Genomic DNA, 20,592 nt, shown 5'->3' with positions numbered 1-20,592 from the left:
TGGGATCGATCAGAGTCCTTCGAATTCGCACAGGACATGAACATCCATGCCCATCTCTTCCAGAACCTTGCGCCCGCCCAGTTCTGGCAGGTCAATGATGAAGGAACATGACACGATCTCGCCGCCCAGCCGTTCGATCAGTTTGATCCCGGCGGCGGCGGTGCCTCCGGTGGCCAGCAGGTCATCCACGACCAGAATTTTCTCACCCGGCTGAATGGCATCATCGTGGATCTCGACAATGGCCTCGCCATATTCCAGCGTGTAATCCTGGCTGATTGTTGTGCCGGGCAGCTTGCCCTTTTTGCGGATGGGGACGAAACCGACGCTCAGCTGATGTGCGATGGCGCCGCCCAATATGAAACCGCGCGCCTCAAGTCCCACGACCTTGTCGATCTGTTCGCCAGCATAGGGGTGCAACATTTGGTCAATCGCCATACGAAACCCGCGCGGGTCCGCAAACAAGGTGGTGACATCCCGAAACATGATCCCTTCGTGCGGAAAGTCGACGATGGTTCGGATGTAATCCTTGACCGACTTGTTTCTTGACATGACCATCCCCTTCTGGCGTCAAAACACGCTGGGTTGTTTGGCCCATCGGGGACGGTCATGCAAGAACAGAATGAATGTGCTGGCTTGCAATCTTCCTAGAACGTGCGATTGCCTATCTCACCGAAAAAACCAGATAGGTTTCCCAAGACGTCGTCTTTTTTAGCCAATGCGTTGGTTCCGAAAAAGAATTACCTGAATTGAACACAGGCTACTTGCAAAGATTCCGCAAGGTTGTTAGCTGCCCATCATATGTTTTCTATATACTTAGTATATACGTTTCATTCCTTCTGAAGTCTTTTGGAGACAAAGTGCATGTCAGGGACAGATCGTAAGGTTTCAGTCAAAAAGGACAGCCAGCTGGTTCTGCGGCTGGATCGTGGCGAGCGCGATGCTTTTGTAGAGCTGTGCAGGGAACTCGACACGTCGGCGGCGCGGGAAATCAGGCGGTTTATTCGCGGATTTATGAATGATCACACTGCAGAATAGGCCCTCAGGCCGGGCGACGCAGGATTGATGTGGCGATCCCCATACCGATCAGGGTCAGCCCCCCGAAACGCGTCAATGCGCGAATGGTGCTTGCGCGGCCGATCATATGGCGCAGCCGATCTGCCAAAAGGGCATAGGCCAATGTGTTCAACCAGGCCAACCCGACGAAGGTGCCTATCAGGATCGCGAATTGAGGGCCCAGAGGTTCGGTAGGGCGCAGGAATTGCGGCACGAAGGCGATAAAGAACGCAATCGATTTGGGGTTCAGGGCGGTTACAGCGGCCGCGTGACCAAAGACGCCTCGCGCAGTGATATCTGCGCCGGGTTCAACCGCTTGCAGCCCCGCCGAAGGGGCGCTGCGGAGTAACTTGATACCCAGCCACACCAGATAGGCCGCGCCGATCCACTTCAATACGGAAAACAACGTAGCTGAGGCCAGAACCAATGCCCCCAATCCCAGCAATGAGGCCGTCATGGCCACCAAATCGCCAACCGCCACCCCGGTGGCCGAGGCTACGGCAACGCTGCGGCCTTTGGACAGCGCATAGCTGAGCACCAGCAGCACAGTGGGGCCGGGGATCAGCAGCAAAGCGGTGGATGCGGCCACAAAGGCCAGCCAGATGTCAAAGGGCATGTGATCTCCGAATAAGATACGCGGGTATCAAGCTTTGGTGACGAGCAAAGGTCAAGCCCCTGAGGGCCGGGTCACGCGGTGCATCAACGCCTCAAGTGGTCCGCGTCTGAAGCGCAGGAACCATAGCAGAGCAAATCCTGAGGACAGCACGCAGAAACCCAAGGCGTAGCCAACGATCTGTGGCGCGCTGAGCGATCCGTCCAGCAGGCCGGCCTCTTCCAGAATGCCCATCCCAATCACGATATGTGCCAGATACAGCGTCAAGGCCTGCCGCCCCGGCGCAGTCAGTGCCGGTGCGACGCCCAGCTCCTGAATCCGCGGCCAGAGCTTTAGCAACAGGCCGATCACCACGCAGGCGGTTCCAGCCCCGGCCAAAATGTAAAACGGCCCCGGAGGGATGGATTGAGTGCCCAGATAGGCGGCCAGGTCAGGATCGGTTGCCAGCTTTTGTGGAAACAGGGCCAGAACCGCTGCGCCAAATCCCCACATGATCAACCGGTGCTGAACACAGACCGTCTGTAGTTGCGATCGCCCAATCGCCATACCGATCAGCAAGAACGCTGCCCAAGGTAGAACGGGGTGCCAACCATTGAACAGCAAGTTTCGTACAAAGCCCGGTATCGTCCACAGGTCGGTATGGGTCAGGGAAAGCCAGTCCCATCCCTGATCATAGTCAAAGATAAGATTGGCGAGAACGGTCAGGACAACGACACTGCATGCGCCAAGCCACAAACCAAAGATGGACGAGGACAGAAACGCCGCGCCGACAACAAAATACAATGCATAGAAATGCAGGATATCGGCCTCAAACATGGTCATGTTGATCAGGCCAAGTACGAAAAGAAATGCAGCCCGTCGTAACAGAATTCCAACAGAAGGGCTGGACAGACCAATACCGATCCCGGCCAGAATGACAAACAATGCAGCAGCACGACCTTCCAGTGCCTCGACAAGCGCCGATGCCCAGTCATCTGCCGGTTTGACCTGCGCCGCGATGCGAAAGTTCACCAGCACCATGCCGCAAAATGCCAGAAAGCGTGCGGCGTCCAGGGCCTCGAGCCGTTTCATTCCTATCCTCTTCGTTCCCTGCCGCCCGTACCGAACTTAAAAGGCTGCCTTTCGGTTAAGTACTGATGCGGCCGACCGGAATAGGGTTGATACCAATCGCTAGAGCACCCGCCCTGCGACTGCGTCCAGTTTCGCCAGCAGCGCCGGATCACGTTTTTCTGGCGCGGTCAGGATCGCGTATTCCAGCGCCCGGTCACACCCGTGCGGGCAGGGCAGGCGCTCTGCCCCCAGCAACTCTGGCAAGCCCTTGACCAGCGCCCGGCCTTTTTCGGCGTTCCCGGTCAGGGTGGCGATAATGGCGGTCACGTCGACCTCGCCATGGTCCGGGTGCCAACTGTCATAGTCGGTGACCATCGCGATCGAAGCATAACAAAGCTCGGCTTCTCGGGCGAGTTTCGCCTCGGGCATGTTGGTCATTCCGATCACATCGCAGCCCCAATGCTCGCGGTACATTTTGGATTCCGCCAGTGTCGAGAATTGCGGCCCTTCCATCGCCAGATAGGTGCCGTCGCGATGAATGGTGATGCCGGCAGCCTTGCCAGCAGTCTCACAAGCATCTGACAAACGTGGGCAGGTCGGGTGGGCGACGCTGACATGGGCCACGCAGCCGGAGCTGAAAAAGCTTTTCTCCCGCGCAAAGGTGCGGTCGATGAATTGGTCGACGACAACAAAATCTCCGGGCGCCATATGCTCGCGGAATGATCCGCAGGCCGAGATCGAGATCACATCCGTGATCCCCAGACGTTTCAGCGCGTCAATATTGGCGCGATAGGGCACGTCCGTCGGCGAATGAATGTGGCCACGCCCGTGGCGAGGCAGGAACGCCATCTCGATCCCGTTCAGCGCGCCGGTCAGTATTTGGTCCGAAGGCTTACCCCAAGGCGTTTCAACCGAGACCCATTGCGCATTCTCCAATCCGTCGATGTCGTAAATGCCTGATCCGCCGATGACGGCAATCTTGGTCTGGGTCACTGGTTTTCTCCGATTTTGGTGCCTGTTCAGCGATTTGTGCGCTGCGCTGCATGGTTTGACAAGGGTGATCGCCCGGTGGTTCTATCACTTTTTTCGCAGGGGTTCGGGTCGTTGCTATCCGAGCCAGGCAGAGCGTCAAGCCAAGGTGTGACGGCAACGAACCGACATCAATTCACCTATTCGCGAGATATGTGCTATGCGTGCTGCGCATATCAGCCTCCCGCCTGATGCGGTGGCTCAAAAACCGGTTCACAGATAGAAGTCCCTTTTTTGCGCGAACCCATAAACCAACAGGACGCCCTATGCCCCGAGCTATGCTGGCAAGCTTTGCCAATCGTATCGCCAAACCTGATCTTCGTTGGGTTCCGGATGAGGGCCTGACCGTCTCGCGCCTTCGGATCGAGCTGCTGTCCGGCCTGACGGTTGCACTTGCTTTGGTCCCTGAGGCGGTGGCCTTTGCGTTTGTCGCGGGCGTGCATCCTCTGGTTGGTTTGTATGCTGCGTTCATGGTGGGGCTGATTACTGCACTGATCGGTGGGCGTCCGGGTATGATTTCGGGCGCAACCGGGGCCCTGGCCGTGGTGATGGTTGCCTTGGTGGCAGAACATGGGGTCGAATACCTCTTCGCTACAGTTGTTTTGATGGGAATACTGCAGCTGATCGCAGGGGCGATGCACTGGGGGCGTTTTATCAGGCTGGTACCGCATCCAGTGATGCTGGGGTTTGTGAACGGATTGGCCATCGTGATTTTTCTGGCCCAGATGGGCCAGTTCAAAGTTCCCGGTAGCATGGAAAACACGGGCCATGGCATGAGCGGTGGCGAATGGCTTTCCGGTATTCAGCTTTTTACCATGTTGGGTCTGGTCGGCCTGACTATGGCGGTGATCCTTATCGTGCCACGCATTACACGCATTGTCCCGGCGCCTTTGGCAGGGATCATGGTCGTCGCAGCATTGGTGATTGGTTTTGGACTGGACGTCCCACGGGTGGGCGATCTTGCCTCGATCGAAGGTGGCTTGCCGCCGTTCCACATCCCGATGGTGCCGCTGAACTGGGAGACGTTTGAGATCATCCTGCCATACGCCGTCATATTGGCAGCGATTGGCCTGATCGAGTCGCTTCTGACGCTGAACCTTGTTGGCGAAATCACCGGCAAACGTGGTGGTGCCTCGCAAGAATGTATCGCCCAAGGGTTTGCCAATGTGGCCACGGGCTTTTTCGGAGGCATGGGCGGCTGTGCCATGATAGGTCAGTCCATGATCAACGTGAAATCAGGTGGGCGCACGCGCATTGCCGGTATCGCAGCGGCGCTGTTCCTGTTGGTATTCATCCTGTTCGCTTCCCCGCTGATTGAGCAGATTCCATTGGCCGCTTTGGTCGGGGTGATGTTCATGGTGGTGATCGGGACCTTCGCCTGGAACTCGTTCAAGATCATGCGCAAAGTGCCTTTGATGGACGCGTTTGTCATTGTGCTGGTGACTGTCGTGACCGTGATGGAGGACCTGGCGGTAGCGGTTGTTGTTGGTGTGATCGTCTCGGCCCTGGCTTATGCTTGGAACAACGCCAAGCGTATCCATGCAATCACCCGCGATTCACTGACGGAAAAAGGCGCAAAGGTCTACGAGATTCAAGGGCCGCTGTTCTTTGGTTCGTCCGAGGGATTTGTTGAGATATTCGACGTTTCAAACGACCCGGAAACCGTGATTGTCGATTTTGCCGAAAGCCGTGTGGTGGATCAGTCGGCATTGCAGGCCATCGAGAACATCGCTTCGAAATATGAAGCCGCAGGAAAGCGCGTCATGCTCCGTCACCTCAGTCGTGACTGTCACAAACTGCTGAACAAGGCAGGCCATTTGATGGTCGACAGCGACGATGACCCCGATTACGCGCTGGCGGTCGATTATTCTGTTCGCACCGGCATTCTGGGTGGGCACTGATTGTGAAAGGCGGCCAAATGGGCCGCCTTTTTTAGGGGGCTAAACGCTCCAGCATATCGACGTTTCCGGACAGCAGAGCACTTTCGGCTTCGGTAATCAGATCAGTTGGCCAATCCCACCACTTCAAAGCAAGCAGCCGGTCGATTGTACCGGCCTCAAACCGATACCGTCGTACTTCTGCAGGATTGCCTGTCACGATTGCATAAGGCGGTACTGTTCCGCGCACGACGGATCCTGCACCGATAATGGCGCCATCTCCGATTTCAGCGCCAGGCATGATCAAGGCACCGTATGCGATCCAAACGTCATTTCCGATCACGGTATCGCGCCTGTCAGGTTGATATTCCAACAGCTTTTCGGGATCGAAAACGGGAAAAGGATAGCATGTCGCCCCGCTCATGGCGTGATTGGCCGATGAAGTGATGAACCGGACGCCGTGGGCGATTTGACAGAATCTACCCAAGACAAGTTTTTCGCGGGAAAACGGGAATAGATAAGGGGCAAGGCGTTGCGCCCAATCCTCTGGTGCGTCGAAATCCGACGCATAGCTGTATTCACCGGCTTCTATTCTGGGGTGGTCGATAGCCTGAGACAGTAAGACCGTTCCCGGGTGGTCCGAGCCGTCAGGCAATGTGATTGGGTATCGGCGCGATGCGTCAGGTAAAGGCATTAGTCATCCGGTCTTGAAAGACTGAACAGCTCGGACGCAACCGAATAATCCCGGTAGCCAAGCCGTGCCAGTGGTTTGAAAGACGTCACATCGAATTTGCCATCCCGCATATGGTCGTCGTTCAGATGCACTCCTGTCACTTCGCCAAACACAACCCGGTTCGCCTGTCCGGGCAGGGTCACGATCTGCGTGAGCTTGCATTCCAATGCGGCTGGGGCACCTTCGACACGGGCGCAGGGGATGGTCTCGCATTCGATTGCAGTAAGGCCGGCGTGTTTGAACTCGTCGACATGTTTGGGCAGCGCGGCTGAACTGGCGTTCATTGCGTCGCGGTGGGCGTGGGCGACAACGTTCACGCAGAATACGCTTGTTGCCTCGATATTGGTGATGCTGTCCTTTCCACCGTCCTGATCGGCCTTGGTTCCGGTCGAGGCAAACATGACCTGCGGAGGTGTGTAGGCCACACCATTAAAGAACGAATAGGGCGCGAGGTTGTTGGTCCCATCCGCGCCACGGGTTGATATCCAGCCGATCGGGCGGGGGGTGATGATGGCGTTGAACGGATTGTGTGGCAGGCCATGGCCGTCTTCTGGGCGATAGAACATAAGGTCTCCAAGCGTTTGCCCAAGGCGTAACGAAGTGCTAGGGCGAATTCCAGCTAGGAAAAGAGGGCAGGGTGCAGCAATTCGTGATCAGGCCGGAGGAGCCGGACGATTGGTGGGAAGTCGAGGCTTTGTACGATTTGTGCTTTGCGCCCGGGCGCGAAGCGCTGTCTTCGTATCGCCTGCGCGATGATGTTCCGCCAATGTCAGGCTTGTCACAAGTGGTGCGGGACGGGCAGGATATCCTGGCCGGTGCAATAAGATTCTGGCCCGTGCATGTTGGCGATCAGGACGCGCTGCTTTTGGGCCCTGTGGCCGTCCACCCGACCCATCAAGGTGAAGGACTGGGTGGATTTTTGATCCATGAAGGATTGCGGGCCGGGCGAACCAAGGGTTGGGACAGGGTCATGTTGGTCGGGGATGCACCCTATTATGCTCGGTTTGGTTTCACCCGTCTGACCGGGGTCGAGATGCCCCCGCCAACCAACCCGGATCGGGTTCTGGGCGTGGACCTGATACCCGGCGGATGGGACGGAATAACTGGTCCGGTAACCCGCTGGAGCCGCTGAGCTATTGAAACCGTTGCGGTAAGTGCCGATGTTCTAGGGGCAGGAGGGTACTTATGCAGGACATGGTTCTTGTCGGAAAACTCAATGCCGAAGCGGAACTGGACCGTTTGGCCGGATTTTACCAATCCGCCGGAGGGCCGGGCGTCAAGTTGTTGAACAGTGTCGGTGGCTCGGCAGAGTCATTGCTTGAACAGCTGCCGCCATCTGTGCGCGAAGTCCTAACCGGGGCGACAGAAAAGGCGCTTTGGATTGCGATGAACGCGGCTGAAGGGTCGCGTAGGGCGGTGCCCGATCAGTTGCCATGGGTCAATACGGCCCTGACGACAGCCATGGGAGCTGCAGGCGGTATCGGTGGCGTTCCGACCGCATTGATGGAGTTACCAGCAACCACGACTATGCTGCTGCGTTCAATTCAGGGCGCTGCGGCGCGCGAAGGGTTTGACCCTTCTGAGGATGGTGTCAAATTCGACTGTGTCCGGGTATTGTCAGCCGCTGGTCCGATGTCTTTCGATGACGGCGCGGATCTGGGTTTCTTTTCGGCGCGCCTGACCCTGACAGGCCCAGCTTTGCAAAAGCTGATATCTGCCGTTGCCCCGAAACTGGCGGTGGTTTTGGGGCAAAAACTGGCTGCGCAATCTGTGCCTGTGTTGGGCGCCATAGCCGGCGGCGGTACGAATTATGTCTATACACGCTATTACCAACAGATCGCCCGCGTCCATTTTGGCCTGAGGCGGCTGTCAGTAGATGCCGATATTCCGCATGAGGTTCTGATCCGCAAACTTGAGGCGCGGATGCAAGGGATTGAAAAATAACGCTTCATATGGCATTCTTCAGGCGCAGGTCCGATAAATAAGCGCAAAAGCGCACCGGGCAGGCGGATAAAACGTTCCCTGGAGAGGCAGCAGGACGTGATCGAGCAAAGGCAACTCAACCTGCATCAAGCGGGCACTGTGCGAGTCGTACGGCAATCGGCAGCTCTGTGCTATCGTGTCCAACGCGGCACGCCTCAGGTGTTGCTCATTACAACGCGTGGTTCCGGTCGTTGGATAATACCCAAGGGGAATTTGATCGAAGGCCTCTCACCCTCCGGGACAGCCAGTCAAGAAGCCTGGGAAGAGGCGGGTGTGACCGGTACTTGCACTCCAAATGCCTTTGGGCAGTTCCTGCATTACAAGCGGAGGTACAAGAAAGGATCAGCGGTTTATCTGGTCGATGTCTATCCGCTGGTGGTCAAATCCCTGGCCGCGCGATACCCTGAATGGCAAGAGCGCAAGCGCAGGTGGTTTTCGCTGGGACATGCCGCCTCTCGGGTTAATTCGCCCGATCTTGCATCATTGTTACGCAATGTAGAGCATTTGTATCACTGATGTCCCCCTCAGGGGCTTGCCATTGCAATAGTGGTTGGTATCTATTTGGCATCCGACATCTGGACAGAACATGATTCAATATGCGTTGAAATGTAATAGCGGTCACAGCTTTGACAGTTGGTTTCAATCAGCCGCCGCTTACGACAAACTTGCCGCCGCGGGCATGGTGACATGCGCTGTGTGCGGTGATCCGCAAGTTGAAAAAGCAATCATGACCCCGCGTGTCCGCCCCGGACGTACGGTCGAATCTCGTGCCACGGTTCCGGCATCTCGGGATGAGGTCGTCAACATGGCTACGCCAAGCGTTGATGTCGAGAAAGCCCTTTCTGAGCTGCGGCGCAAAGTCGAGGACAACTCGGATTATGTTGGCAAGGATTTTGCCAAAGAGGCCCGTAAGATACATTTGGGCGACGCGCCGGAACGTGCGATCTATGGCGAGGCCAAGCCAGAAGAAGCCAGGGCATTGATCGATGACGGCGTTCCTGTTGCGCCGCTGCCTTTCGTACCTTCGCGCAAGACGAACTAGCCCATGCATGTTGTTATCACCGGTGCTGGGCGGGGGATCGGAAAGGTTCTGGCGGACAGGTATCGGGCGCAAGGATGCGATGTAACGGGCACGGCTCGGGATGGCAGCGCGGAGGTGGCGCTGGATGTAACAGACCCAAAACAACATAAAGCGATGGCGGAAAAACTGGCAATGCGCCCTGTTGATCTGCTGGTCTGCAATGCCGGTGTATATCTGGATAAATCCCAAACCATCGATGGCTACCCCGCCGAAATGTGGGCGCAGAGTTTCGCTGCCAATGTGACGGGGGTCTTTCTGACAGTTCAGGCCTTGTTGCCCAATCTGCGCGCGGCACAGGGAAAGATTGCGATTTTATCCTCGCAGATGGCCTCGCACACGCGGGCGCCTGGTGGCAGCTATATCTACCGCTCGTCCAAGGCGGCGGTTCTGAACCTGGGGCGCAATCTTGCTGTGGACCTGCGCGGCGACGGCATTTCAGTAGGCATTTACCATCCCGGCTGGGTTCAGACGGATATGGGTGGGACCGGGGCTGATATCACGGTTGATAAGGCTGTTCAGGGCCTAATCAACCGTTTCGATACTCTGTCACTTGAAAGTACCGGGTGCTTTGAAACCTATGAAGGCCAGTCGCACCCTTACTGACGGGCAAGAGCGACTTTAGGGATCTCATATACCTCACCGGGATCAACGAAAATCACCATAACATCGCCTCGGTTTTCATAGGTGATCTTAGCTGCCGAATTTGTCGAATCCGGGATGCCATCGGTGAAATAGATGTTGCGGACTTCGCCATTTCCCATCGCAACCGCAAGCGTAGAGCTGCCGTCGTCACGGCGCCGCATTTCGGCGTTGCAAGTGCGCATCGCCTCGCCTGGGCTGGTCGCACAGGGCACTTTCCCCAAGGCGTTTTGACCGTCGGTGCCGGTCAGCGAGGCGACTTGCGCCGCCGCAGGTGTGGAAAATAGGGCAAGGACAAGGGCAAGACGGTGCATTGAATACCTCGTAGTGAATTTGATGCGTCAGGCTTACACCGTCATACGCGGTTGTAAAGCGATGCTAGGCCCCGACTGATGCGGTATTGCACTCTTGCTCTTGCGGCCCCCCTCGCATAAGACGCACGGGATCTGAATTCCAAGGCGCGGAGACATCAGCCCCCATGCCCGTACTCGTGATGAAATTCGGCGGCACATCCGTCGCAAATCTGGACCGTATCCGCCGTGCTGCAAAGCGCATTGGCGTTGAGGTGGCCAAGGGTTATGACGTGATCGTCATCGTCTCGGCCATGTCGGGCAAGACCAACGAGCTGGTGGGCTGGGTCAACGAAACCTCGCCACTGTTTGATGCGCGCGAATATGACGCCGTGGTGTCTTCGGGGGAAAACGTCACCGCCGGCCTTATGGCGCTGACATTGCAAGAGATGGACGTACCAGCCCGCAGTTGGCAGGGCTGGCAGGTGCCGTTGCTGACCACCAGCGCCCACAGCCAGGCCCGGATCGAGGATATTCCGACCGACAACCTGAACCAGAAATTCGGCGAGGGCATGAAAGTGGCCGTTGTCGCGGGTTTCCAGGGTCTCAGCCCTGAAGGCCGTATCACGACACTTGGCCGTGGCGGGTCGGATACCACTGCGGTGGCCTTTGCTGCCGCATTCGGGGCCGAGCGCTGCGACATCTATACCGATGTAGATGGCGTTTACACGACCGACCCGCGCATCTGCCAAAAAGCGCGTAAGCTGGATCGGATCTCATTCGAAGAAATGCTGGAACTGGCCTCGCTTGGGGCTAAGGTGCTGCAAACCCGCTCGGTTGAGCTGGCGATGCGATATAAAGTGAAATTGCGCGTTCTCTCAAGTTTTGAAGAACAATCCGACGAGGCTGGTACGCTGGTCTGCGACGAGGAGGATATCATGGAATCCAATGTTGTGGCCGGTGTGGCCTATTCTCGTGACGAGGCCAAGATGACCGTCGTTTCCGTGGCGGACCGCCCCGGTATCGCCTCGATCATCTTCACGGCGCTTAGCGACGCGGGCGTGAATGTGGATATGATCGTTCAGAACATCTCGGACGAAGGGCGCACGGATATGACCTTTTCCTGCCCCACGGATCAGGTGACGCGCGCCGAAAAGGCGCTGTTGGCTGTGAAAGACCGAGGAGAGCTGAACTATGCCGACCTGGTCGCAGATAATGATGTCTGCAAGGTTTCTGTGGTCGGGATTGGAATGCGTTCGCAATCGGGTGTTGCGGCCAAAATGTTCAAGATACTCTCGGATGAGGGTATCAACATCAAGGTCATTACAACCTCTGAGATAAAAATTTCCGTCTTGGTAGACAGGAAATACATGGAACTTGCGGTTCAGGCACTGCATGATGCCTTTGAATTGGACAAGGCGGCCTGAGCAATTCAGCCAAGGGTCACGCCTGAAACCTTAGACTGGTTGGGCTATGGCAGACGGCACTGAAACAGAATCCCGTAAGCTGCTGGGGCGGCTGCGTGAAGAGATGGCGAGCGAAGCTGCCGGTCAGGAACGTCTTGACCGGATCACTCACCTGATCGCAGACAGTATCCGGGCCGAGGTCTGCTCGATCTATCTGTTCCGCGACGAAGAAACCCTGGAACTTTGTGCGACCGAAGGCCTGTCGCCCGAGGCCGTCCATATGACCCGTATGCGCATGGGCGAAGGACTGGTGGGGCGCGTCGCGAAATCCGGCAAAATCGTGAATACCCCTGATGCACCGTCCGCCAAGGGCTTTCGCTATATGCCTGAAACGGGCGAAGAGCGTTTCTCGTCTTTTCTGGGCGTGCCCATTCAGCGGCTGGGTGAAAAGCTGGGCGTTCTGGTCGTTCAGTCCCGCAATGCGCGCGAGTTTTCGGCGGATGAAGTTTACGCGCTGGAAGTGGTTGCAATGGTTCTGGCAGAAATGGCTGAACTCGGTGCCTTCGTGGGCGAGGGCGCGGCCCTGTCGCCACGCCACCAGCAACCAGTTCAGTTTACCGGCGGTCCTGCACAAGAGGGCTCGGCCGAAGGCCATGTCTGGCTGCATGAGCCGCGCGTTGTTGTTACCAACCCGATTGCCGATGACCCGCACCGCGAACAAGAACGTCTGACCGAGGCGGTCGAAGAATTGCGCGTCGGTGTCGACAAGATGCTCGAGATATCCAAGAACGGCGACAAGGAACAGCTGCAGGTTCTGGAAGCCTATCGCATGTTCGCCAACTCCAAAGGCTGGATGCGCCGGATGGAGGAGGACATTGCACTTGGGCTTAGCGCCGAAGCTGCGGTGGAAAAGGAACAATCCCAGGCGCGCGCGCGCATGAGCCAAGTCTCCGACCCCTATCTGCGCGAGCGATTGGCGGATCTGGACGATCTCAGCAACCGTCTGCTGCGCATTTTGACCGGGCAAGGGCAGACAAACAGTGCCGACCTGCCACCGGACCCAATCCTGGTTGCCCGGAATATCGGTCCAGGTGACCTGCTGGAATATGGCCGGTCCTTGAAAGGCATCGTGCTCGAAGAGGGCTCGGTCGGAAGCCATGCCACCATTGTTGCCCGTGCTTTGGCCATACCACTGGTGGTCCATGTCGGGCGCATTACGACCGAGGCCCTGAACGGAGACCATATCCTGGTTGATGGCGATCAGGGCACTGTGCAGCTGAGACCAGAAGATACCGTGGTCAGCGCGTTCCGTGATAAGGTCGCGATGCAGGCCAAGGCGCAGGAACGCTATGCCTCAATCCGCGAAACGCCAACGGTGACTCGGGATGGAGAGCGGATCAATCTGGTGATGAACGCGGGTCTGATGGCGGACCTGCCTTCGCTGAACAATTCCGGTGCCGAAGGCGTGGGCCTGTTTCGTACTGAGCTGCAGTTCCTGATCCGCAATAAGATGCCCAAGCGTTCGGAGCTTGTGACGCAATATCAGCGGGTTCTGGATGCGGCCGATAAAAAGCGTGTGGTATTTCGCACGCTGGATATCGGGTCCGACAAAGTTCTGCCCTACATGAAACACATCGAGGAGCCGAACCCGGCCTTAGGCTGGCGCGCAATTCGGGTTGGCCTGGATAAACGCGGCGTGATGAGGATGCAGCTGCAGGCTCTGCTCCGGGCCGCCAATGGTCGTCCGTTGACGGTCATGTTCCCATTCGTGGCACAAGCGGAAGAGTATTATGAAGCGCGATGGGAAGTGAATAAGACCATCGACCGCGAGAAACGTCTGGGCCATGCCCTGCCTGAAAGTATTGAAGTCGGAGCGATGTTGGAAACACCCTCACTCGCTTTTGCACCGCAGAAGTTTTTTGACGAAGTCGATTTCATTTCGATTGGTGGCAATGATCTGAAACAGTTCTTCTTTGCTGCCGACCGTGAAAACGAGTTGGTCCGCCGCCGCTATGACTCGCTGAATGTCAGTTTCCTGACTTTTATCGAACGGATCGTAGAACGCTGCAACATCTCGGATACGCCGCTCAGCTTCTGCGGTGAAGACGCAGGACGACCGGTCGAGGCACTGTGTCTGGCCGCGATGGGAATCCGGACGTTGTCGATGCGCCCGGCGTCGATTGGGCCGGTCAAAAGCGTATTGTTGCGGGCAGATCTGCAAGCAGTGCGCAAGATCATATCGGACGCTCGTCATCGCGGAGAGCAATCCGTGCGGCCGGCTGTGATGGAATGGTTACGCAGCCAGGGGTAGTGCGTCAAATCCACCCTTGCTTTCTTTTCTCGCTTTGCCTAAGGAAATGGTGAATGTTAGCGATAACATTTTCTATTCACCGGCGCTGTTAGCTTTAAGTGCTATTGTGGTTCAGCAGAGGATTGAAGGAGCCCGACGATGGTTTCACGCGTAATTCCCGTTAACCCGTTCGATCTGGTGCTGTTTGGCGCGACCGGTGATCTGGCGCAGCGAAAAATCCTGCCAGGTTTGTGTCATCGTTTCGAAGTCGGCCAGATGCCAGACGAAGCCCGGATTATCGGGTCTGCCCGATCCGCCATTGATAGCGACGCGTTTCGGGATCAGATACGCGCCTCGATGAAAGAGTTCGCGCCGGAATTCAAAAAAGACGTTCTGGACCGCTTTCTGTCACGCGTGGAATATGTACAGGTTGATGCCTTGGGTGATGCGGGCTGGGACAATCTGGCCAAGTCATTGCGCCCAGACGTTGTGCGAGCGTTTTACCTTTCTGTCGGCCCAAGCTTGTTCTCGGGCATTGCGAAACGGCTGAACGATCACGATCTTGCAACGCCTGACAGTCGTATCGTTGTGGAAAAGCCGTTTGGTCATGATCTGGCCTCGTCCAAGGCGCTGAACGAAGGGCTGCGCGCCTGTTTCGAAGAACATCAGATCTATAGGATCGACCACTATTTGGGCAAAGAGACCGTGCAGAACCTGATGGCCCTGCGCTTTGCCAATTCCCTGTTCGAGCCGTTGTGGAACGCAACACATGTCGACCACGTCCAGATCACCGTGGCTGAAACCGTCGGCGTCGAGGGGCGCGGGGCCTATTACGATCAGTCGGGTGCAATGCGGGATATGATCCAGAACCACTTGGTACAGCTGCTGTGCCTGACAGCGATGGAGCCGCCGTCCAAGTTCTCTCCCAACGCGGTTCGCGATGAAAAGGTCAAAGTGATCGAGGCGCTTGAGCCGGTGATGCCTGCGGATATCGCCCGCGGTCAATACCGCACGGGCGAGGGCGGTGACGGGTATCTGGACCATGTCGGCAACCCTGCAAGCCGGACAGAAAGCTATATTGCGCTAAAGGTTCATTTGGGTAACTGGCGTTGGGCTGGGGTGCCTTTTTATCTGCGCACCGGAAAACGTTTGCGTGCGCGCGAGTCGGAAATCGCCGTCTACTTCAAGGATCCTCCACACACTATCTTCCCCAATGTAGGGCCATTGCATGGAAATGTGCTGGTGATCCGTCTGCAACCGGACGAAGGGATCACCCTGCGCACCACCATCAAAGATCCCGGTCCGGGCGGGTTCCGCCTGTCGGATGTGTCGCTGGATATGAGCTTTGCCGAGGCGTTGGGCGCAGATGCGCGGGCTCAGGACGCTTATGAACGGCTGGTGATGGATGTGATCCGCGGTGACCAGACCCTGTTCATGCGTGGCGACGAGGCCGAAGCCGCCTGGGCTTGGGTTGACCCTATTATTCAGGGTTGGGAAAACCGGGGCGACCGGCCATCGAAATATGATCAAGGCAGTTCCGGGCCTGAAGAAGCTCTGATGCTGATGCATCGCGACGGGCGCCGCTGGCGTCAGATCGGAGGTTAGACATGGTTAATTCAGTTATCACCGACGTCACGCAACGGATTATAGCGCGCAGCACCGATTTGCGTGGCCCGCATCTTGAGCGGATGGAACAGGCCCGGTCCAAAGGCCCGGCGCGGGCGCATCTGTCCTGCAGCGGTCAGGCCCACGCCTATGCCGGCGCAGGCGATGACCAACAATCGATGGCCACTGGTACGGCGGGCAATCTGGGCATAGTTACTGCCTATAACGACATGCTGTCGGCCCATCAGCCGTTCGAGCGCTATCCCGGCTTGATCCGCGATGCGATCCGCGCCGCAGGTGGAACCGCACAGGTGGCAGGTGGCGTACCGGCAATGTGTGACGGCGTCACGCAGGGCGAGGCGGGGATGGAACTGTCGCTGTTCTCACGTGACGTGATCGCGCTGGCCACAGGGGTGGCGCTGAGCCACAACACTTATGACGCTGCCGTGTTTCTGGGGGTCTGCGACAAGATCGTGCCCGGCCTTGTGATCGGCGCGCAGGCGTTCGGCCATCTGCCAGCTGTATTCCTGCCCGCAGGCCCGATGACCAGCGGTTTGCCAAATGACGAAAAGGCCAAGATCCGCCAGAAATTTGCCGCCGGAGAGATCAACCGCGCCGAGCTCATGGCCGCCGAGATGGCCGCCTATCATGGCCCCGGCACCTGCACCTTTTATGGCACCGCCAATACCAACCAGATGCTGATGGAGTTCATGGGCCTGCACCTTCCGGGATCCAGCTTTGTTAATCCAAACACACCGCTGCGCGATGCGCTGACTGAAGAAGGTGCGCGCCGTGCTCTGTCGCTCAGTGCGCTGGGCAACAACTATGCGCCGGTCTGCCAGATACTTGACGAACGTGCCTTTGTGAACGGCATCGTCGGTCTGATGGCCACGGGCGGGTCGACAAACCTGCTGATCCACCTGATCGCGATGGCGCGCGCGGGCGGCATCGTGCTGGATTGGCAGGATTTTTCCGAAATCTCCGCCGTGGTGCCTTTGGTTGCGCGGGTCTACCCCAACGGACTGGCTGATGTGAACCATTTCCACGCCGCGGGCGGGCTGGGCTATTGCATTGGCACGCTGCTCGAAGACGGGTTGCTGCACCCCGACACGCTGACCGTCGCGGGGCAGGGGCTGCACAATTATACCAAAGAACCCAAGCTGAAAGACGGCGATCTGACCTGGGAGGACGGCGCAGGCCACAGCCTGAATGACAAGATATTGCGCCCCGCCAAAGACCCGTTCCAACCTACAGGAGGTCTCTCGCGGCTCAGCGGCAATCTGGGTACCGGAGTGATGAAGGTTTCGGCGGTTGCCCCCGAGCATCAGGTGGTCGAGGCCCCGGTACGGGTGTTCCAAACTCAGGATGCGGTCAAGGCGGCGTTCAAAGCCGGAGAGTTTACGGATGACGTCATCGTCGTTGTGCGCTTTCAGGGACCCAAAGCGAATGGCATGCCCGAATTGCATTCATTGACGCCGATGCTGTCGATCCTTCAGGGCCGGGGGCAAAAGGTGGCGCTGGTGACCGATGGCCGTATGTCCGGCGCCTCCGGCAAGGTTCCCGCTGCCATTCATATCTGCCCCGAGGCTCTGGATGGCGGCGCGATCGCCTATTTGCAGGACGGCGACATTCTGCGCGTGGATGCCGTAAACGGCGCGCTCGAAATCCTCACCCCAGGTGTGCTTGACCGCACTCCGGCCACGGCTGACCTTTCTGCCAACCAACATGGTGTCGGGCGCGATCTGTTCGGCGCGTTTCGCAACGCTGTAGGCACCGCGGATACCGGCGCCAGCATCTTCGGAGTGTAAGATCTATGTCCAAGACACAACGCACCCGTGAAATCTGTGCCCTTGCCCCGATTGTCCCGGTTCTTGTAATTGACGACGCCGCCAGCGCACGACCTCTGGCCGAAGCTCTGGTCGCGGGCGGTCTTCCTGCGCTCGAAGTGACCTTGCGCACCCCGGCTGCGCTCGATGCGATCCGGGCGATGGCGCAGGTTCCCGGTGGCGTCGTCGGGGCGGGTACATTGATCACGCCGGATGACGTGCGCGCCGCGAAAGAGGCTGGCGCGCAGTTTGGCGTCTCGCCCGGTGCCACCGACGCCCTGATCGCCGCATGTGAAGCCCAAGACCTGCCCCTGCTGCCCGGCGCCGCAACCGCCACCGAGGCGATGGCCCTGCTGGAAAAAGGCTATGACATGCTGAAATTCTTCCCGGCCGAGGCCTCGGGCGGGGCGCCTGCGCTCAAGGCTATCGGCGCGCCCTTGCCGCAAATCACCTTCTGCCCAACGGGCGGTGTATCGCCTTCAAATGCCCGAGATTACCTGTCTTTGTCCAACGTGATCTGTGCGGGCGGCAGCTGGGTAGCACCCAAACAGATGGTCGCAGAAGGCAACTGGTCCGGGATCGAAACGCTTGCCCGGGATGCCGCCAAGCTGATGGATTGACGCCGAAATTGGCCACGTTAGGGTAGGGCCAATTCAAACAGGTTGATCCCATGACACATCCAATCTCCCTCGCGCGTGGGCGCGAGTATCTGGCCATTCCAGGCCCCTCGGTCATGCCTGACGCTGTGCTGCAGGCGATGCACCGACCGTCACCTAATATCTACGATGGCGAATTGATCGAGATGATGCCCGATCTGATCCGCGATCTGCGTCGCGTTGCCCGCACGGTCCATAACGTGGCCATCTACATTGCCAACGGCCATGGCACGTGGGAGGCGGCACTGTCGAACACCATCGCGCCCGGTGAGACAGTGCTTGCCCCCGCATCGGGGCGGTTTACCCATGGATGGGCCGAAATGGCCGAAGGGATCGGCGCCAAAGTGGATGTGATTGATTTCGGAACCAGCTCGGTCTGGGGTTTCGATCGCATTGCCGAGGTGCTACGCGCTGATTCATCGTATGATATCAAGGCTATACTTGCAGTTCACGTGGATACCTCGAGCTCAATTCGCAACAACCTCCCGGCGCTGCGCGCGTTGCTGGATGATCTGGGTCACCCGGCGCTGGTGATGGCGGACTGCATCGCCTCGCTGGGATGTGAGCAATTCGAGATGGATGCCTGGGGTGTCGACGTGACTGTTACCGCCTGTCAAAAAGGGCTGATGACCCCACCGGGCGTGGGGTTTGTATTCTTCAACGACAAGGCGCAGGCAAAACGGGCCGCAATGCCGCGTGTTTCCCGGTATTGGGACTGGCAGCCACGAGCCAATCCCGAGCTATTCTACCAATACTTCGATGGTACCGCGCCGACCCATCATCTCTATGGGCTGCGGGCCGCGCTCGACCTGATCCACGCGGAAGGGATCGAAAATGTCTGGGCGCGCCATCAACGCCTCGCTCAGGCAATCTGGACCGCCTGCGAAATCTGGGCACAGGGCGGTGCGCTGTCGTTGAATGTAGCTGACCGCGCAGACCGAAGTCATGCGGTCACCGCGCTGTGCCTGAGTGGAGGGCTCGGAACCCCATTGCGGTCCTATACCGAACAATCGCTGGGCCTGACTTTGGGAATAGGCCTCGGGATGGAAGATTGGGACGGCTGTTTTCGCCTGGGCCATATGGGACACATCAATGCACAGATGGTCATGGCGATGCTTGGCGGCGTGGAAACTGCCATGGCCGCCCTTGATATTCCGCGCGGCACGGGTGCGTTAGAAGCCGCCGCCACCGCGCTTGTGACCTGAGACCAGCCCCCGATCTCAGTGCTAATCTGTATCTTCATCTGACTCAAAATACTTTCGGGGGGAATCGCGCAAACGGCGCGATGGGGGCAGACAGCCCCCCCGTCCCGATGGCCATAAGCGAGAGCTTCAGACGTTCAGCGCCCGGGCGTCAGCAAGCGCTTTTGGCAAAGAGGCGGCAAAAGCCCCTAGATTGGAGGCATCGCCGCAGCTCACTCGAATGCACCTGTTCTGAGGCGCGGCAAAGGGCATCCGAACGAAAACCCCCTGCGCCACCAGCGACTCCAGAACAGCCTTGGCAAACACCCCATCCTGACCGCAATCAATGGCCACGAAATTGGTGGCTGAGGGTAAAGGGTGCAGCCCGTTCTCCAACGCTATCGCGTTGATCCTCTCGCGCGCATCTGAGATGCGGGCACGGATTTGTAACAGCCAAACCTCATCCTGCAGCGCAGCCAACGCGCCTGCTTGTGCAGCCTTGTTCATACCGAAATGGTTGCGCACCTTGTTGAACGCCGAGATCAGGTCTGACGCCCCAATGGCATAGCCGACACGCGCGCCGGCCATTCCGTATACTTTGGAAAACGTGCGCATCCGGATCACACGCGGGTCATCTGCGGCAACTGGCGCTGCAGTCCCGTCGGGGGCGCATTCCACATATGCCTCGTCCAGAACCAGCAGACAGCCATCGGGCAGCGCATCCAATACAGCCACGATATCAGTGCCCGAATGCCAGCTGCCCATAGGGTTGTCAGGATTGGCCAGATAGACCAGCTTAGCCTCGACCTCAGCGGCCTTGGTAAAGAGTGCTTGAGGGTCTTCGTGGTCGTCGCGATAGGGAACCGTGTGTATCACCCCGCCAAACCCGGCGACGTGATAGTTGAAGGTCGGGTAGGCCCCGTCCGAGGTCACAACCGTATCTCCTTGCCCAACCAGCAAGCGCACCAGATAGCCCAGCAACCCATCAATGCCTTCGCCAACCACGATATTTTCGGGTGAGACGGAGTGGTACTCAGCCAGGGCGTGGCGCAGGTTGTGGTTTTCCGGATCGCCATACATCCAGATATCGCCAGTTGCCCCCCGCATGGCCTCGATAGCGCGTGGCGAAGGGCCAAAGACATTCTCATTCGCACCCAGCCGGGCCACAAATGGTGCACCGCGCTGTCGTTCCTGTGTTTCAGGGCCGACAAAAGGCACAGAAGCAGGAAGAGATTGGGCAAGCGGGGTATAGCGTGGATTGGTCATGCAACCAGATAAAC

General features: G+C 58.0%; 21 protein-coding genes. 13 read left to right on the top strand and 8 right to left on the bottom strand.

The annotated features are described in order from the left end of the window. Positions 1–9: 9 nt before the first annotated feature. Positions 10–549, bottom strand: coding sequence for an adenine phosphoribosyltransferase (locus tag AC2FIZ_RS14200; protein ID WP_142638010.1), 540 nt, complete (start codon positions 547–549; stop codon positions 10–12). Between the two features lie 312 nt (positions 550–861). On the opposite strand from AC2FIZ_RS14200, the gene AC2FIZ_RS14195 reads away from it, so the two are divergent. Then, complete coding sequence (locus tag AC2FIZ_RS14195; protein WP_496791222.1) at positions 862–1,035, top strand: hypothetical protein; 174 nt, start codon at positions 862–864, stop codon at positions 1,033–1,035. Between the two features lie 4 nt (positions 1,036–1,039). Here AC2FIZ_RS14195 and AC2FIZ_RS14190 read toward each other — a convergent pair whose 3' ends face one another. The 3 genes from AC2FIZ_RS14190 to AC2FIZ_RS14180 form a co-directional block, all read right to left on the bottom strand. Next, positions 1,040–1,669: a LysE family translocator gene (locus tag AC2FIZ_RS14190; RefSeq protein WP_496791220.1), complete on the bottom strand. Its 630-nt coding sequence runs from the start codon at positions 1,667–1,669 to the stop codon at positions 1,040–1,042. A gap of 51 nt (positions 1,670–1,720) precedes the next feature. Then, positions 1,721–2,737 (bottom strand): DUF418 domain-containing protein, encoded by a 1,017-nt coding sequence (locus AC2FIZ_RS14185; RefSeq protein WP_496791219.1) that lies wholly within the window; start codon positions 2,735–2,737, stop codon positions 1,721–1,723. Between the two features lie 99 nt (positions 2,738–2,836). Then, positions 2,837–3,709, bottom strand: coding sequence for an S-methyl-5'-thioadenosine phosphorylase (locus AC2FIZ_RS14180; protein ID WP_496791217.1), 873 nt, complete (start codon positions 3,707–3,709; stop codon positions 2,837–2,839). A gap of 302 nt (positions 3,710–4,011) precedes the next feature. Here AC2FIZ_RS14180 and AC2FIZ_RS14175 point away from each other — a divergent pair, with 302 nt between their 5' ends. Then, complete coding sequence (locus tag AC2FIZ_RS14175) at positions 4,012–5,646, top strand: SulP family inorganic anion transporter (protein ID WP_142638018.1); 1,635 nt, start codon at positions 4,012–4,014, stop codon at positions 5,644–5,646. 31 nt (positions 5,647–5,677) lie between these two features. On the opposite strand, the gene AC2FIZ_RS14170 is transcribed toward AC2FIZ_RS14175, so the two are convergent. Continuing rightward, positions 5,678–6,316, bottom strand: coding sequence for a CatB-related O-acetyltransferase (locus AC2FIZ_RS14170; RefSeq protein WP_496690164.1), 639 nt, complete (start codon positions 6,314–6,316; stop codon positions 5,678–5,680). Beyond that, the gene (locus AC2FIZ_RS14165) at positions 6,316–6,921 is read right to left on the bottom strand and encodes a flavin reductase family protein (protein WP_281995771.1); all 606 of its coding nucleotides are present in this window, start codon (positions 6,919–6,921) and stop codon (positions 6,316–6,318) included. The genes AC2FIZ_RS14170 and AC2FIZ_RS14165 overlap by 1 nt, the downstream gene beginning before the upstream one ends. 71 nt (positions 6,922–6,992) lie before the next feature. On the opposite strand from AC2FIZ_RS14165, the gene AC2FIZ_RS14160 reads away from it, so the two are divergent. The 5 genes from AC2FIZ_RS14160 to AC2FIZ_RS14140 all read left to right on the top strand — a co-directional run bounded on the left by AC2FIZ_RS14160 (position 6,993) and on the right by AC2FIZ_RS14140 (position 10,022). Beyond that, the gene (locus AC2FIZ_RS14160; protein ID WP_142638024.1) at positions 6,993–7,487 is read left to right on the top strand and encodes a GNAT family N-acetyltransferase; all 495 of its coding nucleotides are present in this window, start codon (positions 6,993–6,995) and stop codon (positions 7,485–7,487) included. Between the two features lie 53 nt (positions 7,488–7,540). After that, a complete protein-coding gene (locus AC2FIZ_RS14155; RefSeq protein ID WP_142638025.1) occupies positions 7,541–8,299 on the top strand; it encodes an EcsC family protein in 759 nt (252 codons plus the stop codon). 96 nt (positions 8,300–8,395) lie between these two features. Beyond that, positions 8,396–8,854 (top strand): NUDIX hydrolase, encoded by a 459-nt coding sequence (locus AC2FIZ_RS14150; RefSeq protein WP_271950475.1) that lies wholly within the window; start codon positions 8,396–8,398, stop codon positions 8,852–8,854. Between the two features lie 70 nt (positions 8,855–8,924). Further along, the gene (locus AC2FIZ_RS14145) at positions 8,925–9,380 is read left to right on the top strand and encodes a DUF1178 family protein (RefSeq protein ID WP_281995772.1); all 456 of its coding nucleotides are present in this window, start codon (positions 8,925–8,927) and stop codon (positions 9,378–9,380) included. A gap of 3 nt (positions 9,381–9,383) precedes the next feature. Continuing rightward, positions 9,384–10,022: an SDR family NAD(P)-dependent oxidoreductase gene (locus AC2FIZ_RS14140; protein WP_281973265.1), complete on the top strand. Its 639-nt coding sequence runs from the start codon at positions 9,384–9,386 to the stop codon at positions 10,020–10,022. Here the strand turns inward: AC2FIZ_RS14140 and AC2FIZ_RS14135 are convergent. Beyond that, positions 10,016–10,372, bottom strand: a complete 357-nt coding sequence (locus tag AC2FIZ_RS14135) for a hypothetical protein (RefSeq protein ID WP_142638033.1) — start codon at positions 10,370–10,372, stop codon at positions 10,016–10,018. The genes AC2FIZ_RS14140 and AC2FIZ_RS14135 overlap by 7 nt on opposite strands. Positions 10,373–10,536: 164 nt before the next feature. On the opposite strand from AC2FIZ_RS14135, the gene AC2FIZ_RS14130 reads away from it, so the two are divergent. The 6 genes from AC2FIZ_RS14130 to AC2FIZ_RS14105 all read left to right on the top strand — a co-directional run bounded on the left by AC2FIZ_RS14130 (position 10,537) and on the right by AC2FIZ_RS14105 (position 19,336). Then, the gene (locus AC2FIZ_RS14130) at positions 10,537–11,775 is read left to right on the top strand and encodes an aspartate kinase (protein WP_142638035.1); all 1,239 of its coding nucleotides are present in this window, start codon (positions 10,537–10,539) and stop codon (positions 11,773–11,775) included. A gap of 46 nt (positions 11,776–11,821) precedes the next feature. Continuing rightward, the gene (gene ptsP / locus AC2FIZ_RS14125) at positions 11,822–14,065 is read left to right on the top strand and encodes a phosphoenolpyruvate--protein phosphotransferase (protein WP_282027753.1); all 2,244 of its coding nucleotides are present in this window, start codon (positions 11,822–11,824) and stop codon (positions 14,063–14,065) included. 138 nt (positions 14,066–14,203) lie between these two features. Next, positions 14,204–15,649 carry a glucose-6-phosphate dehydrogenase gene (gene zwf / locus AC2FIZ_RS14120; protein ID WP_281973264.1) on the top strand — a complete coding sequence of 482 codons (1,446 nt, stop codon included), beginning with the start codon at positions 14,204–14,206 and terminating at the stop codon, positions 15,647–15,649. A gap of 2 nt (positions 15,650–15,651) precedes the next feature. Continuing rightward, on the top strand, positions 15,652–17,457 hold the full coding sequence (gene edd, locus AC2FIZ_RS14115) for a phosphogluconate dehydratase (RefSeq protein WP_281973263.1): 1,806 nt from the start codon (positions 15,652–15,654) through the stop codon (positions 17,455–17,457). Positions 17,458–17,462: 5 nt separating this feature from the next. Beyond that, on the top strand, positions 17,463–18,095 hold the full coding sequence (locus AC2FIZ_RS14110) for a bifunctional 4-hydroxy-2-oxoglutarate aldolase/2-dehydro-3-deoxy-phosphogluconate aldolase (RefSeq protein WP_142638043.1): 633 nt from the start codon (positions 17,463–17,465) through the stop codon (positions 18,093–18,095). Between the two features lie 50 nt (positions 18,096–18,145). Further along, the gene (locus tag AC2FIZ_RS14105; protein ID WP_496690159.1) at positions 18,146–19,336 is read left to right on the top strand and encodes a pyridoxal-phosphate-dependent aminotransferase family protein; all 1,191 of its coding nucleotides are present in this window, start codon (positions 18,146–18,148) and stop codon (positions 19,334–19,336) included. Between the two features lie 126 nt (positions 19,337–19,462). Here the strand turns inward: AC2FIZ_RS14105 and AC2FIZ_RS14100 are convergent, their stop codons facing one another. After that, the gene (locus AC2FIZ_RS14100) at positions 19,463–20,578 is read right to left on the bottom strand and encodes a pyridoxal phosphate-dependent aminotransferase (protein ID WP_282022135.1); all 1,116 of its coding nucleotides are present in this window, start codon (positions 20,576–20,578) and stop codon (positions 19,463–19,465) included. Positions 20,579–20,592: the final 14 nt, after the last annotated feature.

It is taken from the genome of Ruegeria sp. CDSB022, assembly GCF_059611145.1.
The sequence above is the reverse complement of the archived record's forward strand: the minus strand, read 5'-3'. Positions and strand labels throughout refer to the sequence as shown.

Coding starts and splice junctions, on each gene's coding strand:
- AC2FIZ_RS14200 (WP_142638010.1), bottom strand. CDS start 549: ATGTCAAGAAACAAGTCGGTCAAGGATTACATCCGAACCATCGTCGAC.
- AC2FIZ_RS14195 (WP_496791222.1), top strand. CDS start 862: ATGTCAGGGACAGATCGTAAGGTTTCAGTCAAAAAGGACAGCCAGCTG.
- AC2FIZ_RS14190 (WP_496791220.1), bottom strand. CDS start 1,669: ATGCCCTTTGACATCTGGCTGGCCTTTGTGGCCGCATCCACCGCTTTG.
- AC2FIZ_RS14185 (WP_496791219.1), bottom strand. CDS start 2,737: ATGAAACGGCTCGAGGCCCTGGACGCCGCACGCTTTCTGGCATTTTGC.
- AC2FIZ_RS14175 (WP_142638018.1), top strand. CDS start 4,012: ATGCCCCGAGCTATGCTGGCAAGCTTTGCCAATCGTATCGCCAAACCT.
- AC2FIZ_RS14170 (WP_496690164.1), bottom strand. CDS start 6,316: ATGCCTTTACCTGACGCATCGCGCCGATACCCAATCACATTGCCTGAC.
- AC2FIZ_RS14165 (WP_281995771.1), bottom strand. CDS start 6,921: ATGTTCTATCGCCCAGAAGACGGCCATGGCCTGCCACACAATCCGTTC.
- AC2FIZ_RS14155 (WP_142638025.1), top strand. CDS start 7,541: ATGCAGGACATGGTTCTTGTCGGAAAACTCAATGCCGAAGCGGAACTG.
- AC2FIZ_RS14145 (WP_281995772.1), top strand. CDS start 8,925: ATGATTCAATATGCGTTGAAATGTAATAGCGGTCACAGCTTTGACAGT.
- AC2FIZ_RS14140 (WP_281973265.1), top strand. CDS start 9,384: ATGCATGTTGTTATCACCGGTGCTGGGCGGGGGATCGGAAAGGTTCTG.
- AC2FIZ_RS14135 (WP_142638033.1), bottom strand. CDS start 10,372: ATGCACCGTCTTGCCCTTGTCCTTGCCCTATTTTCCACACCTGCGGCG.
- AC2FIZ_RS14130 (WP_142638035.1), top strand. CDS start 10,537: ATGCCCGTACTCGTGATGAAATTCGGCGGCACATCCGTCGCAAATCTG.
- ptsP (WP_282027753.1), top strand. CDS start 11,822: ATGGCAGACGGCACTGAAACAGAATCCCGTAAGCTGCTGGGGCGGCTG.
- zwf (WP_281973264.1), top strand. CDS start 14,204: ATGGTTTCACGCGTAATTCCCGTTAACCCGTTCGATCTGGTGCTGTTT.
- edd (WP_281973263.1), top strand. CDS start 15,652: ATGGTTAATTCAGTTATCACCGACGTCACGCAACGGATTATAGCGCGC.
- AC2FIZ_RS14110 (WP_142638043.1), top strand. CDS start 17,463: ATGTCCAAGACACAACGCACCCGTGAAATCTGTGCCCTTGCCCCGATT.
- AC2FIZ_RS14105 (WP_496690159.1), top strand. CDS start 18,146: ATGACACATCCAATCTCCCTCGCGCGTGGGCGCGAGTATCTGGCCATT.
- AC2FIZ_RS14100 (WP_282022135.1), bottom strand. CDS start 20,578: ATGACCAATCCACGCTATACCCCGCTTGCCCAATCTCTTCCTGCTTCT.